Below are 23,295 nucleotides of genomic sequence, written 5' to 3' on the forward strand. Positions count from 1 at the left end.
GACCGGGGGCGGTCAGTCCGACTTCGTGGCGGAGGCGGAGGCCTTGGCAGAGGCCTTGGCCGAGGCGGACCCGGCGGGCTTCGGCGAGCCGCTCGGCTGTCCGGCGTCGTTGGCGGCGGCCACCGAGGCGACCGCTTCCTTGGCGGCCTTCTCGGCACCCTTCAGGATGTCCGAGGCGGACGGGGTCTTCGCGCCCGCGTAGCCCGCACCGTTGTAGTTGACGGTGACGACGACGTTGCCCGTACGGGCGATGACCGTCGCGTACTTGAAGTCCTCACCCGTCTTGGTGAGGTCGTACGTGACCTTGGTGGCCTCTTCGCCGATCGAGCCGGCCGGGGCGGGGGCGGTGGCGAGCTTCTTCGCGCCCTCGGCCGCCTGGGCCTTCGCGACCTGCTTCGCGTAGTCCGCCTGGGCCCGGTCCGCGCCGCTGCCCAGGGCCTGGTCGGACGCGAAGCGGGTGAAGCCGACGTCGAGCCAGCGGTACTGGGAGCCCTTGACGCCGTTGTCGTCGAGGCCGTTCCAGGAGCAGCCGCCGCGGGCGGCGGTGTCGCTGGACTTGCCGCGCGTACCGCTCTTGTTCTTGGCCGAGGGGACCAGGGACTTGACCGTCTTCGCGGTGATCGACTTGCACGGGTCGGGCAGCTCGGCGAACTTCGCCGGTGCGACGGCCACTTCGGTCTTCGTCGCTTCCGGCGCGGCGGACGACGAGGAGGCGCCGTCCTTCTTTCCGTCGGAGTCCGACGAGCAGCCGGCGACGACGAGCATCACCGGGACGGCGGCGCAGGCGAGTATGCGGGTGAGTCGCGAGGCTGATCGGTGCATGGTTCCTTCACTCGGGTGGCGCGGCGGTCGGGCGGGTGGTCCGGAGGGCCACGGTACGACGGACGGGTCCTGGATGCCGCCTCGGCCGGGAGTCCCGGCTGCGGCCCGTGGCGGCCAGGGCCCGGGCTACTCGCTGAGTCCGTCGACCAGCTTCTCGCCCAGTGCCTGGGCCTTCTCCTGCAGTTCCTTGCTGTCGGGGACCTCGGTGGAGAGGGCCGGCTGCGCGGTGTACCGGATGGTGACGATGACGTTCGATGTGCGGAATACCACGCTCACCGCGCGTTGCTGTGCGGCGGAACCTGCCGGTGTGAGCAGATCGTCCAGAAACGCGCTGTCTCCGAGGGTGTCGAGGACGCGGGGCTGGAGGTTCTCGGCGGGGCTGCCGGCCGTGCCACCGTCCGCGGTGTCATCCGTGCCGCCGGCCGCGTCGGTGCTGCCCGTGTCCCCGGCCGCGTCGGCGCTCGGGCTGCTCTCCGGGTCGGCGCCGGCGCCCGGCGTCGCGTCCGTCTTCCCGTCGGCGCCCGCCTTGCCCGTCGGGGAGCCCTCGGGCGGGACCGGGTCCTTCCCCGTCTCCTTCCCCGTGCCGTCGGGCGGCAGGGAGGCGGAGGGGAGGTCCGCGGCCTCCTCCTTCTTCGCGTACACCTCGCGGGCGCGGTCCTCGTCGCTCACGGCCGGGTCGTACGAGACGACACGCTCGAAGTCGATGGTGACGCTGCGGGAGGCGTCGGCCGCCTCGGACTTCCAGCTGCAGCCGACGCGGCGGTCCGTGTCGAACGTTCCGGCGGGCGTGCCCTCGTACACCTGCTCCTGCTGGACCTCGGGCAGTTGCGCGGCGCCCGGCAGCAGGTCCTTCAGCGTGGCGAGCGGGATGGCGCGGCAGGCCTCGGGAAGGGTGCGGTACTTGCCCGGGGGCGCGGCGGAGACGGACAGGGTGCCGGGCTTGCTGTCGGTGGCGGATGCGTCGCCCTCGGTGCCGGCACTGCAGCCGGCGACGAGTGCCACGATCAGCACGGCGCCGGGTACGTACGCCATTCGTCGCACGGTCCTGGGCTCCCTTCGCGCGAAAAACGGTTGCCGCTCGATGGCGGCCGGTGGACACAATGTGTATCGCACGCGCCGCCGTGAACGCCGGTCGACCGACTCATTTGCCGACCTTGGCACCGGTTTTGCGCTTTCAGTCTTTTCGGGGGAATCGAGGGGTTATGTCGTATGTAGAGGTGCCGGGAGCGAAGGTCCCCATCCGTATGTGGGCCGATCCGGCTTCGGTCGAGGACGTCGCCATGCAGCAGCTGCGCAACGTCGCCACCCTGCCATGGATCAAGGGTCTGGCCGTGATGCCGGACGTCCACTTCGGCAAGGGCGCCACGGTCGGCTCGGTGATCGCGATGCACGGAGCGGTCTGCCCGGCGGCGGTGGGCGTGGACATCGGCTGCGGAATGTCCGCGGTGAAGACATCGCTGACCGCCAACGACCTGCCCGGGGACCTGTCCCCGCTCCGGTCGAAGATCGAGCAGGCGATTCCGGTGGGCCGGGGTATGCACAGCGACCCGGTGGACCCGGACCGGCTGCACGACCTCGCGGCGCCGCGCTGGGACGACTTCTGGGCGCGGTTCGACGGGGTGGCCGAAGCGGTCAAATTCCGTCAGGAACGTGCCACAAAGCAGATGGGAACGCTCGGCGGGGGAAATCATCACATCGAGGTGTCTCTGGACGAAGCCGGTGCCGTATGGCTGACCCTTCACTCCGGGTCGCGGGCCATCGGCAAGGAGCTTGCCGACTTCCACATCGGTCAGGCGCAGCAGCTGCCGCACAACCAGGGCCTGGTCGACCGCGACCTGGCTGTCTTCCTCGCGGACACCCCGCAGATGGCGGACTACCGAAACGACCTCTTCTGGGCGCAGGAATACGCGAAGTACAACCGCGCGACGATGATGGCGCTCCTGAAGAACGTGGTTCGCAAGGAGTTCAAGAAGGCGAGCGTGAACTTCGGCCAGGAAGTCAGCTGCCACCACAACTACGTGGCGGAGGAGCGGTACGAGGGTATGGACCTGCTGGTCACCCGCAAGGGGGCGATTCGGGCGGGCAGCGGCGAGTTGGGGATTATTCCGGGCTCCATGGGAACGGCCACCTACATCGTGAAAGGCCTTGGCAACGAGAAGGCGTTCAATTCCGCCTCGCACGGGGCGGGCATGAGCCGTAACGCAGCCAAGAAGCGGTTCTCGACACGTGACCTGGTGGAGCAGACCCAGGGGGTGGAGTGCCGCAAGGACTCCGGCGTCGTGGACGAGATCCCCGGCGCCTACAAGCCCATCGAGCAGGTCATGCAGCAGCAGCGCGACCTGGTCGAGGTCGTTGCGAAGCTGAAGCAGGTCATCTGCGTGAAGGGCTGAAGCGTGGGCGGTGAGTCCGCCTCTCGGGGCCGCTGCCTCCGCCCACGCTCCGGTCACTTACCGGGTGGCGAGTCTGCCGGCACCGGGACCTGGCCGGATTTCAGCCGCCACAGACGGACCGAGCAACTGGCCACGCTGCGGTCGAGTTCGGGTGCCGCGCTGTCGGCGCTGTCGAGCCGGAGGAGCGTTTCGTCCTCCCACACCTTCCAACGCCGATTCTTCCCACGGGGTTTCACTCCCGGAGGGCGCTGCCAGGCGAAGACGGTTTCGGCGGCCTCCTGCTTGCGACGCAGCGCAAGTGAGCCGGGGTAGTAGAGGTGCTCAGCCAGTCGCACCGCGGCTTCCATGGTGTACATGACGTTGTAGATGCCATCACGGGCATTGCGTCTGATGTAGCGCTGGGCCCCGGTCACTTGTTTCGCGTAGGAGCAGAGGTAGGCCCCTACGGCCGTGCTGGCCGTGGTCAGGGATACGAACGGGAACCCCTGACCGGTGACGCCTACCGAGCCGTCGGCGTCGATGACTCCGCGGAGGTAGTCGCGGGCCGAGAAGTCGACACGGGGCGGTGCGATGCGCCGTGACTTGGGTCCGTACGGGACCCCCAGCTCATTGATCAAGGCCCTGGCTTCGAGGGAGCAGACGGTCCAGATCGCCGAGTGATGGTGTTCGGAGAAGTTGGTGGAGCGGATGCGCTCCGTGATGCTGCTGTTGTACGGGGTCAACTGCTGGAATTCGCGAAGGATCGCGATGTCCCGCACGTTGATCTCCACGGTCAGGCGGCCTTTCCGGCCCGGCCCGGCCGAAAGGTGCCCGTCCGCCTGCACGAAGCCGAACATGTAGGCGTACCGGGGATCGGTGAGATCCATGTACCCCGTTGATGGGGCCACGAGAGCGTCGACTTCGAAAAGCGTTGGGGCGTTAGGGTCGTGCTCAGCCACGGGGAAGCTCCACTTCCTTGGTGGTGAGGCTCTCGGTCCGGACTGCAATCCGGCCGGGAGCCGTTCTGTGTGAAGTTGTGATCAACCGTAGGCCGAGAGTGCGAAAGGCGGCTCGGCGATCGTGCGCGTTCCCCCGGACGGGTGACGGCCGGGCCAGGGCTCAGGTGCCCTCACACCGTGCGGTGCACCTTCGAGTTGGAGGCCTGGGCGCGGGGGCGGACCACCAGGAGGTCGATGTTCACGTGGCTGGGGCGGGTGATGGCCCAGGTGATCGTGTCGGCCACGTCGTCCGCGCTGAGGGGGGCGTCGACGCCCGCGTAGACCTTGGCGGCCTTCTCGGCGTCGCCGCGGAAGCGGGTGGTGGCGAACTCCTCCGTCTTGACCATGCCGGGGGCGACCTCGATGACGCGGACCGGGGTGCCGACGATCTCCAGGCGGAGGGTCTCCGCCAGGACGTGCTCGCCGTGCTTGGCGGCCACGTAGCCGCCGCCGCCCTCGTACGTGGAGAGGCCGGCGGTCGAGGAGAGGATGACCACCGTGCCGTTCCCGCTCGCGGTGAGGGCCGGGAGCAGGGCCTGGGTGACGTTGAGCGTGCCGATGACGTTGGTCTCGTACATCTGACGCCAGTCCGCCGGGTCGCCGGTGGCCACGGGGTCGGCCCCGAGCGCGCCGCCGGCGTTGTTGACGAGGACGGCGAGGGTGCGGAACGCGGTGGCGAACTCGTCGACCGCGGCGCGGTCGGTGACGTCCAGGGCGTAGGCCGTGGCCTCGTGGCCCGCCTCGGTGATCTCGGCGGCGAGCGCCTCGATGCGGTCCTTGCGGCGGGCGGTCAGCACCACGCGGAAGCCGGCTGCCGCCAGCTGCCTGGCGGTCGCGGCACCGATGCCGCTGCTCGCTCCGGTGATGACGGCGATGGGGGATGCGGCGGCCATGGCGGGCTCCTCGGACAGCTGATCGGTACGGGCCCAGGATAGGCAGGGGTGCGGTCAGTGGTTGCGGGGGGCGTACATGATCACGGCCATGCCGGCCAGACAGATCAGCGCACCCGTCACGTCCCAGCGGTCGGGTCGGTAGCCGTCGGCGGCCATGCCCCAGGCGATCGACCCCACGACGAAGACCCCGCCGTACGCGGCGAGCACCCGCCCGAACTCGCCGTCGGGCTGGAGCGTGGCGACGAAACCGTAAGTGGCCAGGGCGATGATGCCCCCGCCGATCCAGGCCCAGCCGCGGTGCTCCCGGACCCCTTGCCACACGAGCCAGGCGCCGCCGATCTCGAACAGGGCGGCAACGACGAAGAGGGCGATGGAGCGGATCACGGACATGGGGCGAAGCGTGCCATGGCCGCGTACCCGAGACGCGCCGAACCGATGGGTAAATATGGATAATTGGTGATGATCTGTATCTTCAGGGCATGGTAGTGACGCGTAAGGCTCTGCTGGGGGTGGCCGCTGCGGCGGCGATGGCGTCGACGGTGGCGCTCGGTGTGGGCGGGACGGCCGCCGCGGTCGGCGCGCCCTTCGGTACGCCCGCGGGGCGGAACATCGCACCGGAGGCGGATGTCTCGCTCCACGGGCATGTCTCGCTGTGGGGTACCGGGCTCGGGATCTGGCTGCGCAGCGAGAACCGCGGGCCGGCTGATCTGGACGGAGCGACCGTGCGGCTGCGGGTCTCCGTACCGCTGGCGGGCCGCCAGCAGTTGCCGCAGGAGTGCCTGCGGGCCGACCTGACGACCGTGCTGTGCCGGACGGGCGCGTTGCACGCGGACGGCTCCGAGCAGCGACAGCTCGCCCTCGAACTGCAGCTCGCCGGGCGGCCGGCCGAGGTGATCGTCCGGATCGACACCGTGTGGAACGGCGGGGCGACGGACCGGAACGCGAAGAACAGTGAGCACGAGGTGCTGGCTCCCGCGACGGGGGACGAGTACGTGTTCTGAGCGGTCGGGGCGTGATGTCTGCTTCGTACACTCTCTGCATGCCGCAGAAGTCATCCGCCCCCCGTCGTAGCACCCTGCTGGCCGAGCTGGCCGTCACCTCGCGCCGCTACATGGCCTCGTACGCGCTGTTCAACCAGGCCGTGGCCGACCACCTGGGGCTGCACCCCACCGACCTGCAGTGCCTCAATCTGCTCGGTCTGGAGACCGAGCCCGTCACCACGGGTCGCGTCGCGGAGCTCACCGGGCTCACCACCGGCTCGGCGACCCGGCTCGTGGACCGGCTGGAGCGGGCCGGATATGTGACCCGTGCGCGGGACACGGCCGACCGGCGGCGGGTGCTGGTCACGACCATTCCGGAGCGGATGGCGGAGTTCGGTGCGGTCTGGGAGCGGTTGAACAGTGGCTGGGCGGCCCTGTTCGAGGCGTACGACGACGACGAGGTCGCCTTCCTCATCGCTCATATGCGGCGGACGGCGGAGCTGAGCGCCGCTCAGGTCGAGCGGCTGCGCGACGGCGGCGCCACCTGACCAGGGGTGTGGCTCAGCCGCCCGACGGACCGGGGCCGGCCAGGGCGTTCCCGAAGTCGCGGACGGCTTCGTTGACGATCGCCTCCAAGCGGGCGTGGTGGGCGCCGCGCCAGTACACCCGGTCGCACTCGGTGCACTGCGCGAAGACGTCGTAGGACTGCTGTGTGCCGTGCTCCAGCTGCCCGCTGACGGAGTCCTTGTCGGCCGCCGCCAGCGGTCCGTTGCATGCCGTGCACCGTGTCCACGGGGCGAGGTCCGGCGCGAACCGTTCCAGTACGTCGCGCAACTGCGCCTCGGGGCGGTCGCTGTAGACGTACGCCCCCGCCCAGATCTCCCGCCGGTGCAGCAGCCCGCGGTCCCGGGAGAGCAGGACCCGCCGCTCCTGGGCCGAGCGGGTGGCCAGTGCGGGGTCGCCGATGTCCTCGCTCTCGTACGCCGCGTCGACACCGAGCAGCCGCAGCCGCCGCGCGAGGGTGCCGAGGTGGACGTCGAGGAGGAAGCGCAGGGGTGCGCCCGGTACGTGCTGAGGGCGCCGGACGGCCCGGACCTCGACCTGTTCGCCCGCCGCGGGGATGTGTGACACGGGCACGGGGTTTCCGTCGACGAGGAGTTGCCCGGCCTCGGTGAGCGGCACACCGAGCGACTCCACCACGTGGCCGAGGGTGGACGAGCCGTCGGTGGTCACGGCCGTCCGGCCGCTGCGGCGTTCGTGCGCGACGAAGAGGCGCAGCTCGGGGGCGACTTCGAGGTGGATCTCGGGTCCGTTCACGTGGTCAGGATGCCATCGGGGCGGGGGTCGCAGCCACGGGATTCGGCCGGGTCGCGCGGGCGTCAGGCGCGGAAGGCGGAGGCGTGTCCGGCGGCCCAGGCCGCGAACGAGCGGGCCGGACGTCCGGTCAGTTTCTCCGTGTCGCCGGTGACTTCGGCGGCCGAGCCGTCCGTGGCGGCCCAGTAGTCGAGCAGCCCCTCGGCGATCTCCTCCGGCATGTAGGGGGAGACGGCGGCCTTCCAGTCGGCCCTGGTCACGGTGCGGACGGTGACGGGGCTGCCGGACGCGGCGGCCAGGAGCTCGACCTGCTCGGCGGCGGTGAAGGATTCGGGGCCGGTCAGGTGGTACGCCGAGCCCTGGAGCCGCGCGTCGGTGAGGACGGCGAGTGCCGCCTCGGCGATGTCGGCCTCGTCGATGGGGCTGGTCCCGCTGTGCGGGTAGGGCAGCTCGACGGGGCGGCCCGACCGGATGGACTCCGACCACTGGTAGGCGTTGCCGGCGAAGGCGCCGGGGCGCAGCAGGGTCGTGGTGAGGGGCGAGGCGGTCAGTGCCTGCTCCACCGTGTGGTGGGAGGCGGCGATCGGGTTGGACCCGGCGTCCGGGTCGAGGACCGAGCTGGAGGAGAGCAGGGCGATGTGTGTCACGCCGGCGCTCTGTGCGGCGGCGAGGAACTCGGTGATGTGGGAGGGCTCGGCGTAGAGGAAGACGGAGTCGACGCCTTCCAGGGCGGCCGCGAAGGTGCTGGGGTCACCGAGATCGCAGGCCACGGACGGGACGCCGGCCGGCAGCGAGAGTTCGGCGGGGTTGCGGGATCCGGCGCGCACGGCGTGGCCGCCCCCGTGCAGGAGCGAGAGGAGCGCGGAACCGACGCGGCCGCGGCAGCCGGTGACGAGGGTGAGCATGGTGAGGGATCTCCAGGGTGGGGCGACGGGGAACGGGTGCCGTGCGGCACCGCCGAATCGACTGTGCCACACATTGGCTGCGTGGCGCACATAAATATCCGCGAAGGGTCCCTGCGCGGCGGACGTCGTGGGAGTGTGCGGGGCGGGCGGCTCCTCGGCGGATGCGCGCCGCCGCCCGTCGGCCTCACCCGGTGGACGGCACCGGCAGTCGGGCGCCGGCCGTGCGGTGATCCCGGAGCGCGGCCACCAGGCCCGCGAGCATCAGCGCCTCCCCCGCGTTCCCGAGGAGCGGTACGGAGAAGGCGAACGCGGACGCGACGAACACGGCGGCCGCGCCGAGCGCGATCCACGGCACCGCGTCCCTGATCCAGGCCCGCACCCCGATCCCGAGCAGCGCCAGGATGCAGAACACGGCAGCCGCGGGTGCGCCGTGGTCCCCGGCGGCGACGTACCTCAGGGTGCCCGCCCAGTGGCGCGGTTCCAGGGTGAGCCCGGGCAGCGTGAGGAGTGCGCCGGCGACGGCCGACGCTCCGGCCACCAGCCAGGCCGCCACCAGCGTCCGCCGTCGGGGGCCGAGCAGCAGCGCTCCGCAGACGATCACGGCCGGAGTCAGTACGGCGTGGACGACGAACCGGCCCGCGTTCAGCGTCTCCAGCGGCGCCCCCTCGCCCACGGCCGCCCCGGTCGCCACGACGAGCGAGTCATAGGCGAGGCCGCATCCCAGGAGGCAGGTCCACCGCCCGGCGCTCCGTCCCGCCCCGAAAGCCACTGCCGACAGCACGAGTTGTGTCAGGGCGATACAGAGGAGGGTCGCCGTGGCCATGGGGCCGCCTTTCGGTCGGGGGCGGGGAGCCGGCGCCCGTTCCCGGGAGGCTGAGCGTATGCGTGGTTCGCCTGACGGAACAGTGTTTCCCCGAACCTGGGACGCCCTACCCCCGTTCCGGGTGGAGGTCCAGCCGCCAGTCATGCGTCAGCAGCGGGTGCCCCGGCGGGTACTCGATCTCGCACTCGCCCATCAGCAGGAACCCCGCCCTGCGGCACACCCCGTTCGACGCGGCGTTGTCCACGGACGGGTAGGCGTGCAGGTAGCGGTGCTTGCGCGCGGCGCGCGCCTGCCCGGCCACGGCCGCCGTCGCGGCCGACGCGATGCCCCGGCCCTGGAACTCCGCGAGGACGGCCCACCCCGTCTCGTACACCTCGCGGCCCTGCCAGGTGCGCTCCCAGAAACCGATGGTGCCCACGGCCCCGGCCTCTCCGGGCAGCGCGATGCGGTACATCCTGCCCCGGCCCGTCCGGTCCGCGCTCAGCGCCACGTAGCGGCCGTGACGCCCTATGAGCTGCTCCTCCGACTCGGGGCCGCCCAGATGGTCCATCAGCTCCGGTGCGTTGGCACGGCGGAGCAGTTCCAGGTCGCTGTCCGACCAGGGCTCGATCGTTACGGATGGTGCTTCGGCGCGCTCCATGCCGGAACTGTAGGACGGGCCACTGACATTCAGCGGGCACCCAGCACGGTCGGCGGGACGCCGACCGTCGCGGTGAAGTCTCTGACCAGGTGCGCCTGGTCGCTGTAGCCGAGATCCGCGGCGAGTCCCGCCCAGTCCACCGCCGGGTCCGACTCGGCGCGCTCCAGCGCCTCGTGGATGCGGTAGCGGAGGATGACCCACTTGGGTCCGACGCCCACGTACGTGGCGAAGAGCCGTTGCAGCGAACGCGCCGACAGTCCCTCGGAGCGGGCCAGTTCACCGACGCGGCGGACCGTACGGTCGGTGCGTACGAGGTCGACCAGGGCCATCGCCCGCTCGGCCTGCGGATCCGGTTCCGGGCCGAGTGCCAGCAGGTACGCGTCGAGCGCCGCGACCCGTGCGTCCTCCTGCCCGGGGTCCAGTACGGCCGAAGGCGGGGCGGGCGGCGTGAACACCTCGGCGGCCGGGACCCGGCGGCCCGTCCAGTCCGACACCGGCCGGTCCGGTGCGAACGGCCGGAAGCCGCCCGGCCGGAACTGCACGCCGCAGACCCGTCCCCGCCCCTCCAGCTTCTGCGTGAAGAGCTCCAGGCCGATGCCCGAGACCTCCGCGAACCCGGCGTCCTCGTCCCCACAGCCCGCGTACCGCTCGAAGACCAGGTTGACGCTGGGGTGCGGGACCAGATGGGAGGCGTACGGCTCGCGCAGATCCCAGTCGATCAGCCAGTAGTGCTCCAGGTACGGGCGCAGCGCGGGGGCCGGCTCCCGGCGCCGGAAGCGTACGTGTGTGAACAGCTCGGGGGCGTCGACGATGCCCCGGGTGTCGCGTCGGGGACCTCGGGAGCCGGGCATGGCTGCCGATCCTATGACGTGGTCCCCTTCCGTGTCCCGGCTGTCGCGTTTGTTCAAGACCCCGGCCGTCACCGGATGCATGGTCGAAGCATGAAGAAGATCAGTGAATTGCTGGATGCGGCGGCCGGCGGCGCGCTGCCCGTGGTGCGGGGGATCGACGACAGCCGGCTGGACGACCCCACGCCGTGCGCGGAGTACGACGTGCGTGCCCTGGTCAGCCATCTCGCCCAGGTGGTCGCCAACTTCACCGCCCTCGCGGCCAGGCGGGACGCGGAGCACGGCGAGGCCCCGGACGCGGTCACGGGGGACTGGCGGGAACGTTTCGGCGAGGAGACCGCCGCGCTGGTCGAGGCGTGGGCGGCGCCGGGCGCGGAGGAGGGGACCACGGGCGCCATGGGATTCCCCGCGCGGACGGTCGGGCACATGGTGCTCGGCGATCTGACGGTGCATGCGTGGGACCTGGCACGGGCCACCGGTCAGGAGTTCGTGCCGGACGCGGACGTGGTGGACGAGCTCGGTCCCGCCATGGAAGCGATGGCTCCGAAGGCCCGCGAGGCGAAGGTGTTCGGCGAGCCCTTCCCCGTACCGGACGGGGCTAGCCCCTTCGCGCGGGTGCTGGCGCTGACCGGTCGTGATCCGGGCTGGCAGCCGCCCCGGGCGTGACGCCGGTGGCCGGAATGTGCGTGTCCGCCGCCGGCGGGCCGTCGTAGAGCGTGCCGAGAGTCGCGTAGGCGCCGTCCACGATCTGCTCGGCGTCCACGAGCATCGCGCGCTCGGCGAGCCGGGCGGCCTGATGGGTGTACGGGGAGGGCGGCGCCGGGTGCCGGCGCCGCCACCAGGTATCGCATGCCGCGTAGATGCCGGAGGCGAAGACCAGCACGGGGATGGACAGAGCCAGCAGAGTGTCGCCCATGGCAGGCCTCCTTCAGTGTCGATGCCTCCTGCATCGGCAGGTTCGACATGTCTACTGAAGATCATTCTTCGGCCAATGAATGGCCGGATAGGGCTGGCTGACAGATGCCCTTCGTGCAGGTCGGCGCGGGGGGTGACGCCGGCTGGACCGTGTGTTCGGCGGCGGCCCGTTCAGCGGGGTGCGTGTTCGGCGGGTGTGTGTTCAGTGGCGGAGGCGCCGTCGTGGCGGGGGTGACCGGAGTCGCCGGGGGAGCCGGGCGGTGGCGGGTGCGGCGCCCGGAAGGTGAAGGCCTCGGGCCCTTCGCCCTGCTCGCGGATCAGGGCGATGCGGCCCATCGCCTCCTCCATGCTCGGGCGGTGCCCTGCGGGGACCCACCACATCGCGACGGACACGTCGGCGAGGCGCTCGAACCAGTCCCGGCGGCGCGCGAGCACCTTGAGGTGGTCGCTGCGGTACGTGTAGTTCCGCAGCGCCTCGACCGATTCCCAGACCGAGCAGTTGATCAGGAGCAGGTCGTCGTCGTGCTCGGGGCGCAGGTTCGTCGCGTCGGCACCGCTGTCGTCGACCATGCGCCAGACGAAACCGGGAGCCTGATCGGCGACGGCGTTGATCTCATGGAGCTGGGCGACGAAGCCGGCCAGCTGGGGGCTGTCGAGCGGGGCAAGCATGCGCCCGACGTTGACCTGGGCAAGGTGGAAGTCGCTCACGGGGCAAGCATGCCCGGGCGAACCTTCTAAAGTCAACGAATGCTGTTTTTAGACTTCGGCTACGGTTCCGCGTGCGACGGCGGTGCGCCCGCGGCGGCTTCCGGTTCGGCGCCCGGCCCTGTCCTCTTCGCGGTTTCGAGCGTGACGCAGCACCCGTGCGGAAGGGGGTCCATCGCCGCGCTCCAGTCCTGGCCGCCGGGCAGCCCCTTGAGCAGGCCCTCGATCCCGGCCAGGTTCATCCCGCAGACCAGCGCGGGGAACTGGTCGGCCAGCGCATGGAAGGGGCAGTTGTTCAGCCGTAGCGTCCCCTCGTCCCAGAACGGCTCGTAACCGCGCGCCCGCAGGACCTCGACCGGATCCGCCTCGCACCCCGGTTCACCCCCCGAGGCCTCCCCGGCGGCCCTGGCCGCCGCCTGGAGCTCCCCGTCGAGCCCGGCCTGCTCCACGACCTCGGCCAGCAGCCGGCTCGCCGTGTCGTAGGAGCGGGGCGGCACCGACACCGTGCGCTCGCCCTCGGCCCTCCGGTACAGCTTCGAGGGCCGCCCGGACCCCGGGCCGCTGCGCCCCGAAAGCCGCCGGAAGCAGACCTCCAGCAGGCCGGCCTCGACCAGCTTGTCCAGGTGGAACGCGGCCAGCGAACGGGACACCCCGACCGCCTCGGCCGCGGCGTCCCGCCCCACCTCGCCCGGCGTCCCGGAGACGTGCCGGTACAGTCCGCGTCGCACCGGGTCCCCCAGTGCGACCAACGCCTCCAGGGCGGCATCCTCGCTGCTCACGACGTAATTCTATAACTAACGGCGATTGACGAAGGAGTGGCTCGGACGGGGCCGGGTCGGGTTGCTCGGGCGAGGTCGCACGGACGGGGTCTCCCGGGCGCGTTCGCTCGTGTGGGGTTACCCGGGCGGGTTCGCTCGGGCGGGGCCGTTCCGAAAGGGAGGGTCAGGGCCAGACCAGGCAGTAGGCCTGATGTCCCGCATCGTGCAGACGGTGGCTGAAGTCCTGCCACTCGTGCAGCAGCTGATAGACGTTGTACGCGTCACGCGGGCCACCGCGGTCCGGGACCGTCGACCAGATGAAGGCCGCGGCGCCGACGGACTCCTCGCCCACGCCGCGCAGCGGGTCCACGACCGTCATCGGAAGCTTGACCACCGCGTAGTCGGGGTGCAGCACGACCAGCTCCAGCGGCGGGACCTTGTGCAGGGGTATGCCCTGTATGCCGGTGAGGACCATCGCGGCGACGGTCTCCGGCTTGATCTTGGTGAACATGCCGCCCATGCCCAGCTCGTCGCCGCCGAGCTCCTCGGGGCGCATGGAAATGGGCACCCGTGCGGCAGTGGCGCCGTCGGGAGCACCGAAGTACTTGTAAGTCACCCCCATCCCGCCACTGCTCCTGCTTCCGGCTCCGACCTGCGCACCGCCGGCCTGTATGCCCTGCTTGCGCTCAGCCTCGCGCCGGTGCCGACCCCGCCGGGCAGGCTCGGGCCCCAGGTCGTCGGTCCCTTCGCCCACTTCGCCACCGCGATGCATATCTCATCCACCCGACTACTAACTAGGAGACACAGCCCCCGCCGCGCAACCCGATCATCGTGTCAGTGACCTCCCCCGCGAACGTGCGGTGAAACACCCGTCCGCAAGTCCGTCCGTGGCTCTGACACCATGGCATGTGTGAGCTTTCCCTATGACGCCCCAGTTTCGCAGACGCTTTTCGACCGCGCGTCCCTCGTGACGCCCGGTGGCGTGAACTCTCCTGTACGTGCCTTCCGGGCCGTGGGCGGTACACCCCGCTTCATGGTCTCCGGTACCGGTCCGTACCTCACCGATGCCGACGGTCGCGAGTATGTCGACCTCGTGTGCTCGTGGGGGCCGATGATTCTCGGCCATTCCCACCCCGATGTCATCGCCGCCGTCCAGGAGGCCGTCGCCCGCGGCACCTCGTTCGGTACGCCCGGCGAGGGCGAGGTCGCGCTCGCCGAGGAGATCGTGGCCCGGGTCGAGCCCGTGGAGCAGGTGCGGCTGGTGTCGTCCGGCACCGAGGCGACCATGTCCGCGATCCGCCTGGCCCGTGGCTTCACCGGCCGGGCCAAGATCGTGAAGTTCGCCGGCTGCTACCACGGTCACGTCGACGCGCTCCTCGCCGCTGCCGGGTCCGGTCTTGCGACCTTCGGTCTGCCGGACACGCCCGGGGTCACCGGCGCCCAGGCCGGCGACACGATCGTGCTGCCGTACAACGACCTGGAGGCCGTACGGGCCGCCTTCGCCGCGCAGCCCGGCGAGATCGCCTGCGTGATCACCGAGGCGTCGCCGGGCAACATGGGCGTCGTGCCGCCGCTGGACGGTTTCAACGCGGGGCTCAAGGAGATCTGCGCCGCCAACGGTGCGCTCTACATCTCCGACGAGGTCATGACCGGGTTCCGTACGTCGAAGGCCGGCTGGTTCGGCATCGACGGGGTGCGGCCCGACCTGATGACGTTCGGCAAGGTCATGGGCGGCGGCTTCCCGGCCGCGGCGTTCGGCGGCCGCGCCGACGTGATGGCGCACCTGGCCCCCGTCGGCCCCGTCTACCAGGCGGGCACCCTCTCCGGTAACCCCATCGCGACCGCCGCCGGTCTCGCCCAGCTGCGTCTGCTGGACGACGCCGCGTACGCGAAGGTCGACGCGGTCTCCGCGGAGATCCGCGGGCTGGTGAGCCAGGCCCTCGACAAGGAGGGGGTCGCGCACACCGTGCAGGCCGCGAGCAACATGTTCTCCGTCTTCTTCACCGACGGTCCGGTCCGCACCTACGACGACGCCAAGCGGCAGGAAGCCTTCCGCTTCACCGCGTTCTTCCACTCGATGCTGGCGCAGGGTGTCTACCTCCCGCCGTCCGCGTTCGAGTCGTGGTTCGTCTCCACCGCCCACGACAGCCGGGCCGTCGAGCGGATCGCCGCCGCGCTGCCCGCCGCAGCCCGCGCCGCATCGGAGGCCACCGCATGAGCGAGACCAGCAGCAACGCCGGACGCAAGGACATCACCGTCGTCCACCTGATGCGCCACGGAGAGGTGCACAACCCGGAGGGCGTGCTGTACGGGCGCCGCCCCGGCTACCACCTCTCCGAGCTCGGCCGGCAGATGGCCGACCGGGTCGCCGAGCACCTGGACAAGCGCGACATCACGCATGTCGTCGCCTCTCCGCTGGAGCGGGCCCAGGAGACGGCGACGCCGATCGCCAAGACGCACGGCCTGGACCTCGCCACCGACGAGCGGCTCATCGAGGCCGCCAACGTCTTCGAGGGCAAGACCTTCGGTGTCGGCGACGGGGCGCTGCGCAAGCCGGACAACTGGAAGCACCTGACGAACCCGTTCCGGCCGTCGTGGGGTGAGCCGTACATCGAGCAGGTCGTACGGATGATGGGCGCCCTGGACGCGGCGCGTGACGCGGCGCGCGGTCACGAGGCGGTGTGCGTCAGCCACCAGCTGCCGATCTGGATCGTCCGCAGCTTCGTGGAGCGGCGGCGGCTGTGGCACGACCCGCGCAAGCGCCAGTGCACGCTCGCCTCGCTGACCAGCTTCACGTACCAGGGCGACAAGATCGTGTCGGTCGGGTACTCGGAGCCGGCCCGGGATCTGGTGCCGGCGCATCTGCTGGCGGGGGCGAAGCCGGTGAAGGGGGCGTCGAAGGGGTTCGGCGCGTAGCCGGCCGTTGGCCGGGGGGCTCTCGGTTCGGGTCCGCCCCGGTCCGGCCGGTGGGTGGGCCCGGGTTCGGCCCGGTGGTCGTTTGTCCTCAAACGCCGGACGGGCTCGAATTGGGCCCCTGTGGTCCGAGGCGGGGCAGTTGATCCCGGCAGGGCTTGATTTGGCTGCCCCGGTCCGGGATGTGGCTACTTCCGGCTCGTTCTGAACGTTTGTGGGCCGACCGGGCGGATTTTTGTCGTCCGGGGTTTCGGCCTGCCGTTTTTCGGGCGCTTCGGAGTCGATCTTGCGTTCGGTCATGGCTGGGGTCTGGTTCCGTAAAGAATTGTGTGCTAATTCGAGGAACCCCCGTGTTGCTTCACCCATCTAAGCCTTTGCCAGTTTGTATGGACTTGGGGCAAAACGACCGCAGATGGGAACAACATGCGCGACATCAGCCGAAGGGGTTTGCTCGGAGCCGGACTTGGGACCGCGGCCGCCATCGGGATGGCGGGCTGCAGTTCCTCCGGTGGGTCCGGTACGGGTGGTGCGGGGCCGGACAAGGGCGCCAAGGGGGAGAAGGGCGCCGATGGTGCGGTCAAGGGCAACGGGCCCGCGAAGAAGGACGTCCGCGCCATCGGCGACGGTTCCACCGCGGACACCGGGAAGCAGCCGCACCAGCCGTCCGCGCCCGTGCCGCTCGAACCCGGGCAGAAGCCGCCGCAGTTCGTGATCTTCTCCTGGGACGGTGCCGGCGAGGTCGGCAACGGGCTCTTCCCGCGTTTCCTGGAACTCGCCAGGGAACACGACGCGAAGATGACCTTCTTCCTCTCCGGGTTGTATCTGCTGCCCGAATCGAAGAAATCGCTCTACCGCCCGCCCAACAACCCCATCGGCGCCTCCGACATCGGCTATCTCACCGACGGTCACATCAAGGAGACGCTGAAGGGTGTGCGCCAGGCCTGGCTCGACGGCCATGAGATCGGCACGCACTTCAACGGGCATTTCTGCGGCGGCTCCGGATCGGTGGGCGACTGGTCGCCCTCCCAGTGGCAGAGCGAAATCGATCAGTCGATCTCCTTCGTCACCGAATGGCGCACCAACACCGGCTGGACCGACCTTGATCCGCTGCCTTTCGATTACCGCAAGGAACTCGTCGGCGGCCGCACCCCCTGTCTGCTCGGGCAGGACAATCTGCTGCCCACCGCGAAGAAGCTGGGCTGGCGCTACGACGCCAGTTCGCCCGGTGGCACCCAGGTGTGGCCCACCAAGCGCATGGACATCTGGGACCTGCCGCTCCAGGGCATCCCGTTCCCCGGGCACAGCTTCGAGGTCCTCTCCATGGACTACAACATCCTGGCCAACCAGTCGCAGAATTCGACCAGGGGAATGCCGTCGCGCTATCCGGGCTGGCGGAACCAGGCCACCCAGTCTTACCTCAGTGGTTTCCAGCGCGCGTACGAGACGAACCGCGCGCCGTTCTTCATCGGAAACCACTTCGAGGAGTGGAACGGCGGCATCTATATGGATGCGGTCGAGGACGCGCTCAAGCACATCGCGGGGAAGCCGGATGTGCGCCTCGTCTCCTTCCGGCAGTTCGTCGACTGGCTCGACGTCCAGGACCCGGCGGTGCTCGCGAAGCTTCGTACGCTGGAGGTCGGTCAGGCCCCCGAAGGCGGCTGGAACACGTTCTTTAAACAGGCCTGACAACGGGCTTTACGGGCACCGAGGGGGGTGCCCAAGATCCCCGAAACCGTCATGCGAAACTTTTCACATGAGCTATGGCCGCGCATCCCGACGCCGCTTCACCCTGCTCGCCGCACCCGCGGCGGCCGTCGCGCTCGCACTGACGCTGAGCGCGTGCGGTTCGGGCGGCACGACCGGTGGCGGCGGCGACACGAACTTCGTCACCGGCAATGGCGGGATCTCTACTTCGGCCAAGGGCGAGCGGGCCGACGCTCCGAAGCTCGACGGCGAGAGCCTGGACGGCGAGAAGCTCGACCTCGCCGACTACAAGGGCAAGATCATCGTCCTCAACGTCTGGGGCTCGTGGTGTGCCCCCTGCAGGCTGGAATCGAAGTACTTCAACAAGGTGGCCAAGGAGACGAAGGACCAGGGCGTCCAGTTCGTCGGGATCAACACCCGCGACCCGGAACGGGCCCAGGCCATCAGCTTCGAGAAGGACTTCGGGGTCACCTACCCCAGCTTCTACGACAAGACCGGCAGGCTCCTGCTGCGTTTCCCCAAGGGAACGCTCAAGCTGCAGTCCATCCCGTCGACCGTCGTCATCGACCGTGACGGGAAGCTGGCCGCCCGCTTCGTGGGCCCGGTCGACGACACCAATCTGCACAAGATGATCGACCCTCTGATCGCGGAGAAGTGATCAGGTGATCGCGCTCGCCGCCGCCACGCAGAACGAGACGGTCCTGAGCGGGGCCCTGCTGGTCGCCCTGCCCATCGCCCTGCTCGGCGGGCTCGTCTCCTTCTTCTCGCCCTGCGTCCTGCCGCTCGTCCCCGGCTACCTCAGTTACGTCACCGGCGTCAGCGGTGCCGACCTGGCCGACGCCCGGCGGGGGCGCATGGTCGCGGGCGCCTCGCTGTTCGTGGCCGGCTTCACCGCCGTGTTCGTCTCCGGCGGCGCGCTCTTCGGCTACTTCGGCGACACGCTCCAGGAGAACAGCGGGCCGCTCACCAAGATCCTCGGCGTGCTGATGATCCTCATGGGCGTCTTCTTCATGGGCCTGATGCCGTGGATGACGCAGCGCGAGTTCCGCATCCACAGGAAACCGGTGACCGGCCTGGTGGGTGCCCCGCTGCTCGGAGCGCTCTTCGGGATCGGCTGGACGCCGTGCCTCGGACCGACGCTGAGCTCGGTGAGCATCCTCGCGATGGACCAGGGAACCGCCGGACGCGGGGCGATACTGACCGTCGCGTACTGCCTCGGCCTCGGCATCCCCTTCGTGCTCGCGGCCGTCGCCTTCCGCAAGGCGCTCGGCGCGTTCGGCTGGGTCAAGCGCCACTACGCGTGGGTCATGCGCATCGGCGGCGGCATGATGATCGTGACCGGGCTGCTCCTGCTGACCGGCGTGTGGGGCAGCATGATGCAGGAACTACAGGGCTGGTCCGCCGGCTTCACGGTGGGGATCTGAGTACCGATGAGCAACACCAAGTCCAACCCGTCCCAGGAGCGCGAGCGCCCCGATGAGCGGGAGGTGCGCGCAGAGCAGGACCGGGAGACCGCCCGGGAGCTCGGCGCCGCCGGCTCCCAGCTCTCCACCGCGCCGCGTGAGGAGGCCCTGGCGAGCCTTCCCGCTATGGGCGTCATCGGCTGGGCGCGCTGGTTCTGGCGTCAGCTGACCTCCATGCGGGTCGCGCTGATCCTGCTCTTCCTCCTGTCGCTCGGCGCCATCCCCGGCTCGCTGATCCCGCAGAACAGCGTCGACGAACTCAAGGTGCAGACCTTCAAGGGACTGCACACCACCGTCTCGCCGATCTACGAGAAGCTCCAGTTCTTCGACGTCTACAGCTCGGTGTGGTTCTCCGCGATCTACATCCTGCTGTTCGTCTCCCTCATCGGCTGCATCGTGCCGCGCACCGGCACGTTCATCGGCCAGCTGCGCAGCCGCCCGCCGGGCGCCCCCAAGCGCCTGACCCGGCTGCCCGCGTACACCACCTGGCGCACCGGGGCCGAGCCGGACCAGGTCCACGAGGCCGCGCTCAGGATGATGCGCAAGCGCCGCTACCGGGCCCACGTCGACGGGGACGCGGTCGCCGCCGAGAAGGGCTATCTGCGCGAGGCCGGGAACCTGATGTTCCACATCGCGCTCATCGTGATGCTGGTGGCCTTCGCCTGGGGACAGCTCTTCAAGTCCGAGGGCGCCAAGCTCGTCGTCGAGGGCGACGGGTTCTCCAACACGATCACCCAGTACGACAACTTCAAGTCCGGCTCGCTCTTCGACGAGGACTCGCTGTCGCCCTTCAGCTTCACCCTCGACGACTTCATCGGCACGTACGAGCGCAGCGGCCCGCAGATCGGCACGCCCCGGACGTACGAGGCACACGTGACGTACTCCGACGGCGCCTACGGCAAGCCGAGGAAGAAGGTCATCAAGGTCAACGAACCGCTGGTCGTCGATGGTACGAAGGTCTATCTCAACGCCCACGGCTACGCGCCCGTCGTCTCCGTCAAGGACGGCAGGGGCAAGGAGGTCTACAAGGCCGCCGTGCCCCTGCTGCCGCTGGACAACAACGTCACCTCGTCCGGTGCGATCAAGGTGATGGACGGCTACCGCGACAAGAACGGCAAGAAGGACCAGCTGGGCTTCCAGGCCTTCTTCGTGCCGACCTTCGCCGGCAGCGGCAAGGGCACGATGTTCTCGCAGTTCCCGGCCGCCGACATGCCGGTCCTCGCGCTGAACGGCTTCCACGGCTCGCTCGGCGTCGACTCCGGACTGGCGCAGAACGTCTACCAGCTCGACAAGTCGAAGATGAAGGAGTTCAAGGACTCCAAGGGCGAGCAGCTCAAGCAGCGGCTGCTGGTCGGCGAGACGATGAAGCTCCCCGACGGGGCCGGCTCCATCACCTTCGAGGGCCTCCAGGAGTGGGCGAGCTTCCAGATCTCGGAGCAGCCCGCCAGCGGCTGGGCGCTCACCGGAGCCATCGGCGCGATCGCCGGACTGGCCGGCTCGCTGTTCATCCAGCGCCGCCGGGTCTGGATCCGTGCCGTACGCGGCGCCGACGGCGTCACCGTCGTCGAAATGGCGGGGCTCGGCCGCAGCGAGTCCGCGAAGCTTCCCGAGGAGCTGGCCGATCTCGCGGTCACGCTCAACGCCGTCGCGCCCACGGCGCCCGGCCCAGACACCGACCCCGACACCGATCCGGACCCCGGCACCCCGGTCGCCGCCGCGTCCTCCGCAGAACCTTCCGAAGGGGCTGAGAAGTGAATCTCGCCGCCGCAACCAACGAGAATCTGGCACACACCAGCAATGTGCTGATCTACTCGTCGATGGCCGTCTACACCCTGGCCTTCTTCGCACACATCGCGGAGTGGGTGTTCGGGTCCCGCAGCAAGGTCGGCCGTACAGCCGCCGAGCTGACCACCGAACAGGCCGCCGCCGGCACGGTGAAGGTCCAGGTCGCGCAGAAGGGCGGCGCCACCGCCGTCCTGGAACGGCCGAAGATCGTCACCCGGTCCGCGGCCGGATCGCGCGACGTTCCGGACGGTCCCGGTGCCGCGGGCGGCACCTTCAAGGGCGACCTCTACGGCCGGATCGCGGTCTCCATGACCGTGCTCGCCTTCCTGATCCAGGCGGGCGGGGTCATCTCCCGCGCCCTGTCCGTGCAGCGCGCCCCCTGGGGCAACATGTACGAGTTCTCCATCACCTTCTCCACGGTGGCGGTCGGCGCGTACCTGGCCCTGCTGGCCCTGAAGAAGAACGTCCGCTGGATGGGCCTGATCCTGATCACGGCCGTCCTGCTGGACCTCGGCCTCGCGACCACGGTGCTCTACACCTCCAGCGACCAGCTGGTGCCCGCACTGCACTCGTACTGGCTGTGGATCCACGTCTCCACCGCCATCATCTGCGGCGCCGTGTTCTTCATCGGCGGCATCGGCACGCTCATCTACCTCTTCCGCGACAGCTACGAGAGCAAGCTCGCCAACGGGCAGGAGCCCGGCGCGTTCGCCCACTCCGTGCTCTCCCGGATGCCCTCCGCGTCGAGCCTCGACAAGTTCTCGTACCGGATCAACGCGGCGGTCTTCCCGCTGTGGACGTTCACCATCATCGCGGGCGCGATCTGGGCCGGCGACGCCTGGGGCCGCTACTGGGGCTGGGACCCCAAGGAGGTCTGGTCCTTCATCACCTGGGTCGCGTACGCCTGCTACCTGCACGCCCGCGCGACGGCCGGCTGGAAGGGCCGCAAGGCCGCCTACCTGGCGCTGATCGCCTTCGGCTGCTGGATCTTCAACTACTACGGCGTCAACATCTTCGTCACCGGCAAGCACTCCTACGCCGGCGTCTGAGCCGCCTGCGCAACGGCTGCCCGTCCCCGCTCCGGCGGGGGCGGGCAGCCGTTTGCGTCTCCTGGGTCAGGGCGCCGACGACGGGGGCAGGCACTGCTCCTTCGGCGCCGCACCCTCCGGCCACGCCAGGGCCGAGAAGCGCTGGTGCGGCGGATCCGGTGCCAGCTCCACCACCGGTACGGCCTTGTTGTACGGGTTGCCGTGGTTGTCCAGGCAGATCCAGCCGCTGGCCCCCCGCACCCGCAGCGAGCCCTTGACCCGGGGCCACTGGCCGCCCACGTCCTCCAGGCCAGGCAGTTCCTTCCCGTCCGCGGTCGCCCGCCGGATCCCCGCCACCGCCAGCGTCATCGCGTCATGGGCGATGATCAGCTGGCCGTCGGTCAGGTCGTCGTGCGCGGTAGGCCCGATCGGGCCGACCGGCTTCTTGCCCACCTCGGCCAGCAGATCGGTAAACGCCCGGTAGTCCTCCGCCGAACCGCCGGTCGGCTGCTTCTTCCCGGCCGCCACCGCGGGCCAGGCGTCCGGATGAGCCAGCGAGGCGTAGCGGACCGTCACCTTGCGCCGCAGCGCGTCGCGGTCGAGCTTCTTGTCGTCGCCCAGGTACGAGCCCTCGTCCCCGGTGAGGACCGTGAAGCGGCGGCTCTGACAGCCGCGCGCGCCCAGCGCGTTGACGAACTGGCGCAGCTGGACATGACGCCCGGCGAAGAACACGGTGTCCGCGTCCGTGTCGCAGATGAGGTGGGTGATCTGCTCGAACGTGTTGGCCGTGGTCCCCTCGTCGTACGGATCCTTCCGCGAGGTGAACAGCTCCGGTTCGTACTTCGAGCCCTTCAGCAGCGTGCTGAACGCCGACTTCAGGGTGTCCGTGTAGTGGTCGCCGCTGCGGGTGTCCTGCACCAGCAGCGCCTTGTCGGCCTTGACCTCACCGAACGAGGCGAGGGCGCGGGCCTCGTCCCGGTTGGTGGGGGACACCCGGGCGAGGCCCGGGAACGGGTCGCCCGAGGGGCCGTTGGCGATGTCGTCGGCGGTGATCGTGGAGCCCACGACCGGAATCCCTGCCCCGGTCAGCTCCTTCACCGCCTCCTTGGCCTGCGTACTGCTGATCGCGACCCCGGACACCGCGCGCAGCCGGTGCGGGGCTCCCGTCATCGTCAGCAGCCGGTCCACCACGGGCCGCCACAGCAGGCTGTTGCTCCCGGTGTTGGCGAGGACCACCCGGATCTGCGGGACCTGCCCGTTCGCCCGGTGGTTGGACCGGTACTGCGCTGCGAACGCGCCCTGGAGCTCGTGCAGCACCTTCGTCCGCATGGACGAGTCGGTCGAGGTCAGCGGGAGCAGCAGCGCGACCGTCGCGTACCGGCCGGCCTTCAGCGTGCTGTTCTCCCGGCCGATCGCCGCGGCGATCGGCCGG

Annotated in this window: 26 protein-coding genes; 11 read left to right on the forward strand and 15 right to left on the reverse strand. The window is 70.1% G+C overall.

Going from position 1 to position 23,295, the window contains the following annotated elements; all coding sequences use genetic code 11:
- Positions 1 to 12 precede the first annotated feature (12 nt).
- Complete coding sequence (locus tag JGS39_RS03935) at positions 13 to 822, reverse strand: DUF3558 family protein (RefSeq protein WP_219567269.1); 810 nt, start codon at positions 820 to 822, stop codon at positions 13 to 15.
- 126 nt (positions 823 to 948) lie between these two features.
- On the reverse strand, positions 949 to 1,854 hold the full coding sequence (locus JGS39_RS03940) for a DUF3558 domain-containing protein (protein ID WP_219567270.1): 906 nt from the start codon (positions 1,852 to 1,854) through the stop codon (positions 949 to 951).
- 170 nt (positions 1,855 to 2,024) lie between these two features.
- Between JGS39_RS03940 and JGS39_RS03945 the strand changes: the two genes are divergently transcribed.
- Positions 2,025 to 3,212: an RtcB family protein gene (locus tag JGS39_RS03945; protein WP_219567271.1), complete on the forward strand. Its 1,188-nt coding sequence runs from the start codon at positions 2,025 to 2,027 to the stop codon at positions 3,210 to 3,212.
- Positions 3,213 to 3,265: 53 nt separating this feature from the next.
- Here JGS39_RS03945 and JGS39_RS03950 read toward each other — a convergent pair whose 3' ends face one another.
- The 3 genes from JGS39_RS03950 to JGS39_RS03960 form a co-directional block, all read right to left on the reverse strand.
- Positions 3,266 to 4,150 carry an LAGLIDADG family homing endonuclease gene (locus JGS39_RS03950; protein WP_219567272.1) on the reverse strand — a complete coding sequence of 295 codons (885 nt, stop codon included), beginning with the start codon at positions 4,148 to 4,150 and terminating at the stop codon, positions 3,266 to 3,268.
- A 170-nt stretch (positions 4,151 to 4,320) separates the two neighbouring features.
- Positions 4,321 to 5,082: an SDR family NAD(P)-dependent oxidoreductase gene (locus tag JGS39_RS03955; RefSeq protein WP_219567273.1), complete on the reverse strand. Its 762-nt coding sequence runs from the start codon at positions 5,080 to 5,082 to the stop codon at positions 4,321 to 4,323.
- Positions 5,083 to 5,136: 54 nt separating this feature from the next.
- The gene (locus JGS39_RS03960) at positions 5,137 to 5,472 is read right to left on the reverse strand and encodes a YnfA family protein (protein ID WP_219567274.1); all 336 of its coding nucleotides are present in this window, start codon (positions 5,470 to 5,472) and stop codon (positions 5,137 to 5,139) included.
- Positions 5,473 to 5,561: 89 nt separating this feature from the next.
- Between JGS39_RS03960 and JGS39_RS03965 the strand changes: the two genes are divergently transcribed.
- Together JGS39_RS03965 and JGS39_RS03970 are read left to right on the forward strand one after the other, a co-directional pair.
- Complete coding sequence (locus JGS39_RS03965) at positions 5,562 to 6,083, forward strand: hypothetical protein (RefSeq protein ID WP_219567275.1); 522 nt, start codon at positions 5,562 to 5,564, stop codon at positions 6,081 to 6,083.
- A gap of 38 nt (positions 6,084 to 6,121) precedes the next feature.
- Positions 6,122 to 6,610, forward strand: a complete 489-nt coding sequence (locus JGS39_RS03970; RefSeq protein WP_219567276.1) for a MarR family winged helix-turn-helix transcriptional regulator — start codon at positions 6,122 to 6,124, stop codon at positions 6,608 to 6,610.
- A gap of 13 nt (positions 6,611 to 6,623) precedes the next feature.
- On the opposite strand, the gene JGS39_RS03975 is transcribed toward JGS39_RS03970, so the two are convergent.
- The 5 genes from JGS39_RS03975 to JGS39_RS03995 all read right to left on the reverse strand — a co-directional run bounded on the left by JGS39_RS03975 (position 6,624) and on the right by JGS39_RS03995 (position 10,595).
- Positions 6,624 to 7,379 (reverse strand): Mut7-C RNAse domain-containing protein, encoded by a 756-nt coding sequence (locus JGS39_RS03975; protein ID WP_219567277.1) that lies wholly within the window; start codon positions 7,377 to 7,379, stop codon positions 6,624 to 6,626.
- A 62-nt stretch (positions 7,380 to 7,441) separates the two neighbouring features.
- Entirely contained in the window at positions 7,442 to 8,281 is an 840-nt protein-coding gene (locus JGS39_RS03980; protein ID WP_219567278.1) for an NAD(P)H-binding protein, read from the reverse strand.
- A 184-nt stretch (positions 8,282 to 8,465) separates the two neighbouring features.
- Positions 8,466 to 9,104 carry a hypothetical protein gene (locus tag JGS39_RS03985; RefSeq protein ID WP_219567279.1) on the reverse strand — a complete coding sequence of 213 codons (639 nt, stop codon included), beginning with the start codon at positions 9,102 to 9,104 and terminating at the stop codon, positions 8,466 to 8,468.
- Between the two features lie 106 nt (positions 9,105 to 9,210).
- A complete protein-coding gene (locus JGS39_RS03990) occupies positions 9,211 to 9,744 on the reverse strand; it encodes a GNAT family N-acetyltransferase (RefSeq protein WP_219567280.1) in 534 nt (177 codons plus the stop codon).
- Between the two features lie 29 nt (positions 9,745 to 9,773).
- On the reverse strand, positions 9,774 to 10,595 hold the full coding sequence (locus JGS39_RS03995) for a helix-turn-helix domain-containing protein (RefSeq protein ID WP_219567281.1): 822 nt from the start codon (positions 10,593 to 10,595) through the stop codon (positions 9,774 to 9,776).
- Between the two features lie 90 nt (positions 10,596 to 10,685).
- On the opposite strand from JGS39_RS03995, the gene JGS39_RS04000 reads away from it, so the two are divergent.
- Complete coding sequence (locus JGS39_RS04000; protein WP_219567282.1) at positions 10,686 to 11,258, forward strand: TIGR03086 family metal-binding protein; 573 nt, start codon at positions 10,686 to 10,688, stop codon at positions 11,256 to 11,258.
- Here the strand turns inward: JGS39_RS04000 and JGS39_RS04005 are convergent.
- The 4 genes from JGS39_RS04005 to JGS39_RS04020 all read right to left on the reverse strand — a co-directional run bounded on the left by JGS39_RS04005 (position 11,191) and on the right by JGS39_RS04020 (position 13,592).
- The gene (locus JGS39_RS04005; RefSeq protein WP_219567283.1) at positions 11,191 to 11,508 is read right to left on the reverse strand and encodes a hypothetical protein; all 318 of its coding nucleotides are present in this window, start codon (positions 11,506 to 11,508) and stop codon (positions 11,191 to 11,193) included. The two genes, JGS39_RS04000 and JGS39_RS04005, sit on opposite strands and share 68 nt — an antisense overlap.
- A gap of 170 nt (positions 11,509 to 11,678) precedes the next feature.
- On the reverse strand, positions 11,679 to 12,215 hold the full coding sequence (locus tag JGS39_RS04010; protein ID WP_219567284.1) for a DUF3291 domain-containing protein: 537 nt from the start codon (positions 12,213 to 12,215) through the stop codon (positions 11,679 to 11,681).
- A gap of 59 nt (positions 12,216 to 12,274) precedes the next feature.
- On the reverse strand, positions 12,275 to 12,991 hold the full coding sequence (locus tag JGS39_RS04015) for a helix-turn-helix transcriptional regulator (protein WP_219567285.1): 717 nt from the start codon (positions 12,989 to 12,991) through the stop codon (positions 12,275 to 12,277).
- Between the two features lie 163 nt (positions 12,992 to 13,154).
- Positions 13,155 to 13,592 (reverse strand): hypothetical protein, encoded by a 438-nt coding sequence (locus tag JGS39_RS04020; RefSeq protein ID WP_219567286.1) that lies wholly within the window; start codon positions 13,590 to 13,592, stop codon positions 13,155 to 13,157.
- 279 nt (positions 13,593 to 13,871) lie between these two features.
- Here JGS39_RS04020 and hemL point away from each other — a divergent pair, with 279 nt between their 5' ends.
- The 7 genes from hemL to ccsB all read left to right on the forward strand — a co-directional run bounded on the left by hemL (position 13,872) and on the right by ccsB (position 21,884).
- On the forward strand, positions 13,872 to 15,188 hold the full coding sequence (gene hemL / locus JGS39_RS04025; RefSeq protein ID WP_219567287.1) for a glutamate-1-semialdehyde 2,1-aminomutase: 1,317 nt from the start codon (positions 13,872 to 13,874) through the stop codon (positions 15,186 to 15,188).
- Positions 15,185 to 15,886, forward strand: coding sequence for a histidine phosphatase family protein (locus tag JGS39_RS04030; RefSeq protein WP_219567288.1), 702 nt, complete (start codon positions 15,185 to 15,187; stop codon positions 15,884 to 15,886). The genes hemL and JGS39_RS04030 overlap by 4 nt, the downstream gene beginning before the upstream one ends.
- Before the next feature lie 420 nt (positions 15,887 to 16,306).
- Complete coding sequence (locus JGS39_RS04035; protein ID WP_219567289.1) at positions 16,307 to 17,569, forward strand: polysaccharide deacetylase family protein; 1,263 nt, start codon at positions 16,307 to 16,309, stop codon at positions 17,567 to 17,569.
- A 67-nt stretch (positions 17,570 to 17,636) separates the two neighbouring features.
- Positions 17,637 to 18,245 (forward strand): TlpA family protein disulfide reductase, encoded by a 609-nt coding sequence (locus tag JGS39_RS04040; protein WP_219567290.1) that lies wholly within the window; start codon positions 17,637 to 17,639, stop codon positions 18,243 to 18,245.
- Positions 18,246 to 18,249: 4 nt separating this feature from the next.
- Complete coding sequence (locus JGS39_RS04045; RefSeq protein WP_219567291.1) at positions 18,250 to 19,011, forward strand: cytochrome c biogenesis CcdA family protein; 762 nt, start codon at positions 18,250 to 18,252, stop codon at positions 19,009 to 19,011.
- A gap of 6 nt (positions 19,012 to 19,017) precedes the next feature.
- Positions 19,018 to 20,805, forward strand: a complete 1,788-nt coding sequence (resB, locus tag JGS39_RS04050) for a cytochrome c biogenesis protein ResB (RefSeq protein ID WP_219567292.1) — start codon at positions 19,018 to 19,020, stop codon at positions 20,803 to 20,805.
- Positions 20,802 to 21,884, forward strand: a complete 1,083-nt coding sequence (ccsB, locus tag JGS39_RS04055; RefSeq protein WP_219567293.1) for a c-type cytochrome biogenesis protein CcsB — start codon at positions 20,802 to 20,804, stop codon at positions 21,882 to 21,884. Before resB ends, ccsB begins: the two co-directional genes overlap by 4 nt.
- A gap of 66 nt (positions 21,885 to 21,950) precedes the next feature.
- Here ccsB and JGS39_RS04060 read toward each other — a convergent pair.
- Positions 21,951 to 23,295 (reverse strand): ABC transporter substrate-binding protein (locus JGS39_RS04060; RefSeq protein ID WP_219567294.1); only part of this gene is annotated, 1,345 nt, incomplete at its 5' end.

The sequence above is a fragment of the Streptomyces poriferorum genome, assembly GCF_019399235.1.
In the GTDB taxonomy this organism is placed as follows: Bacteria; Actinomycetota; Actinomycetes; order Streptomycetales; family Streptomycetaceae; genus Streptomyces; species Streptomyces poriferorum.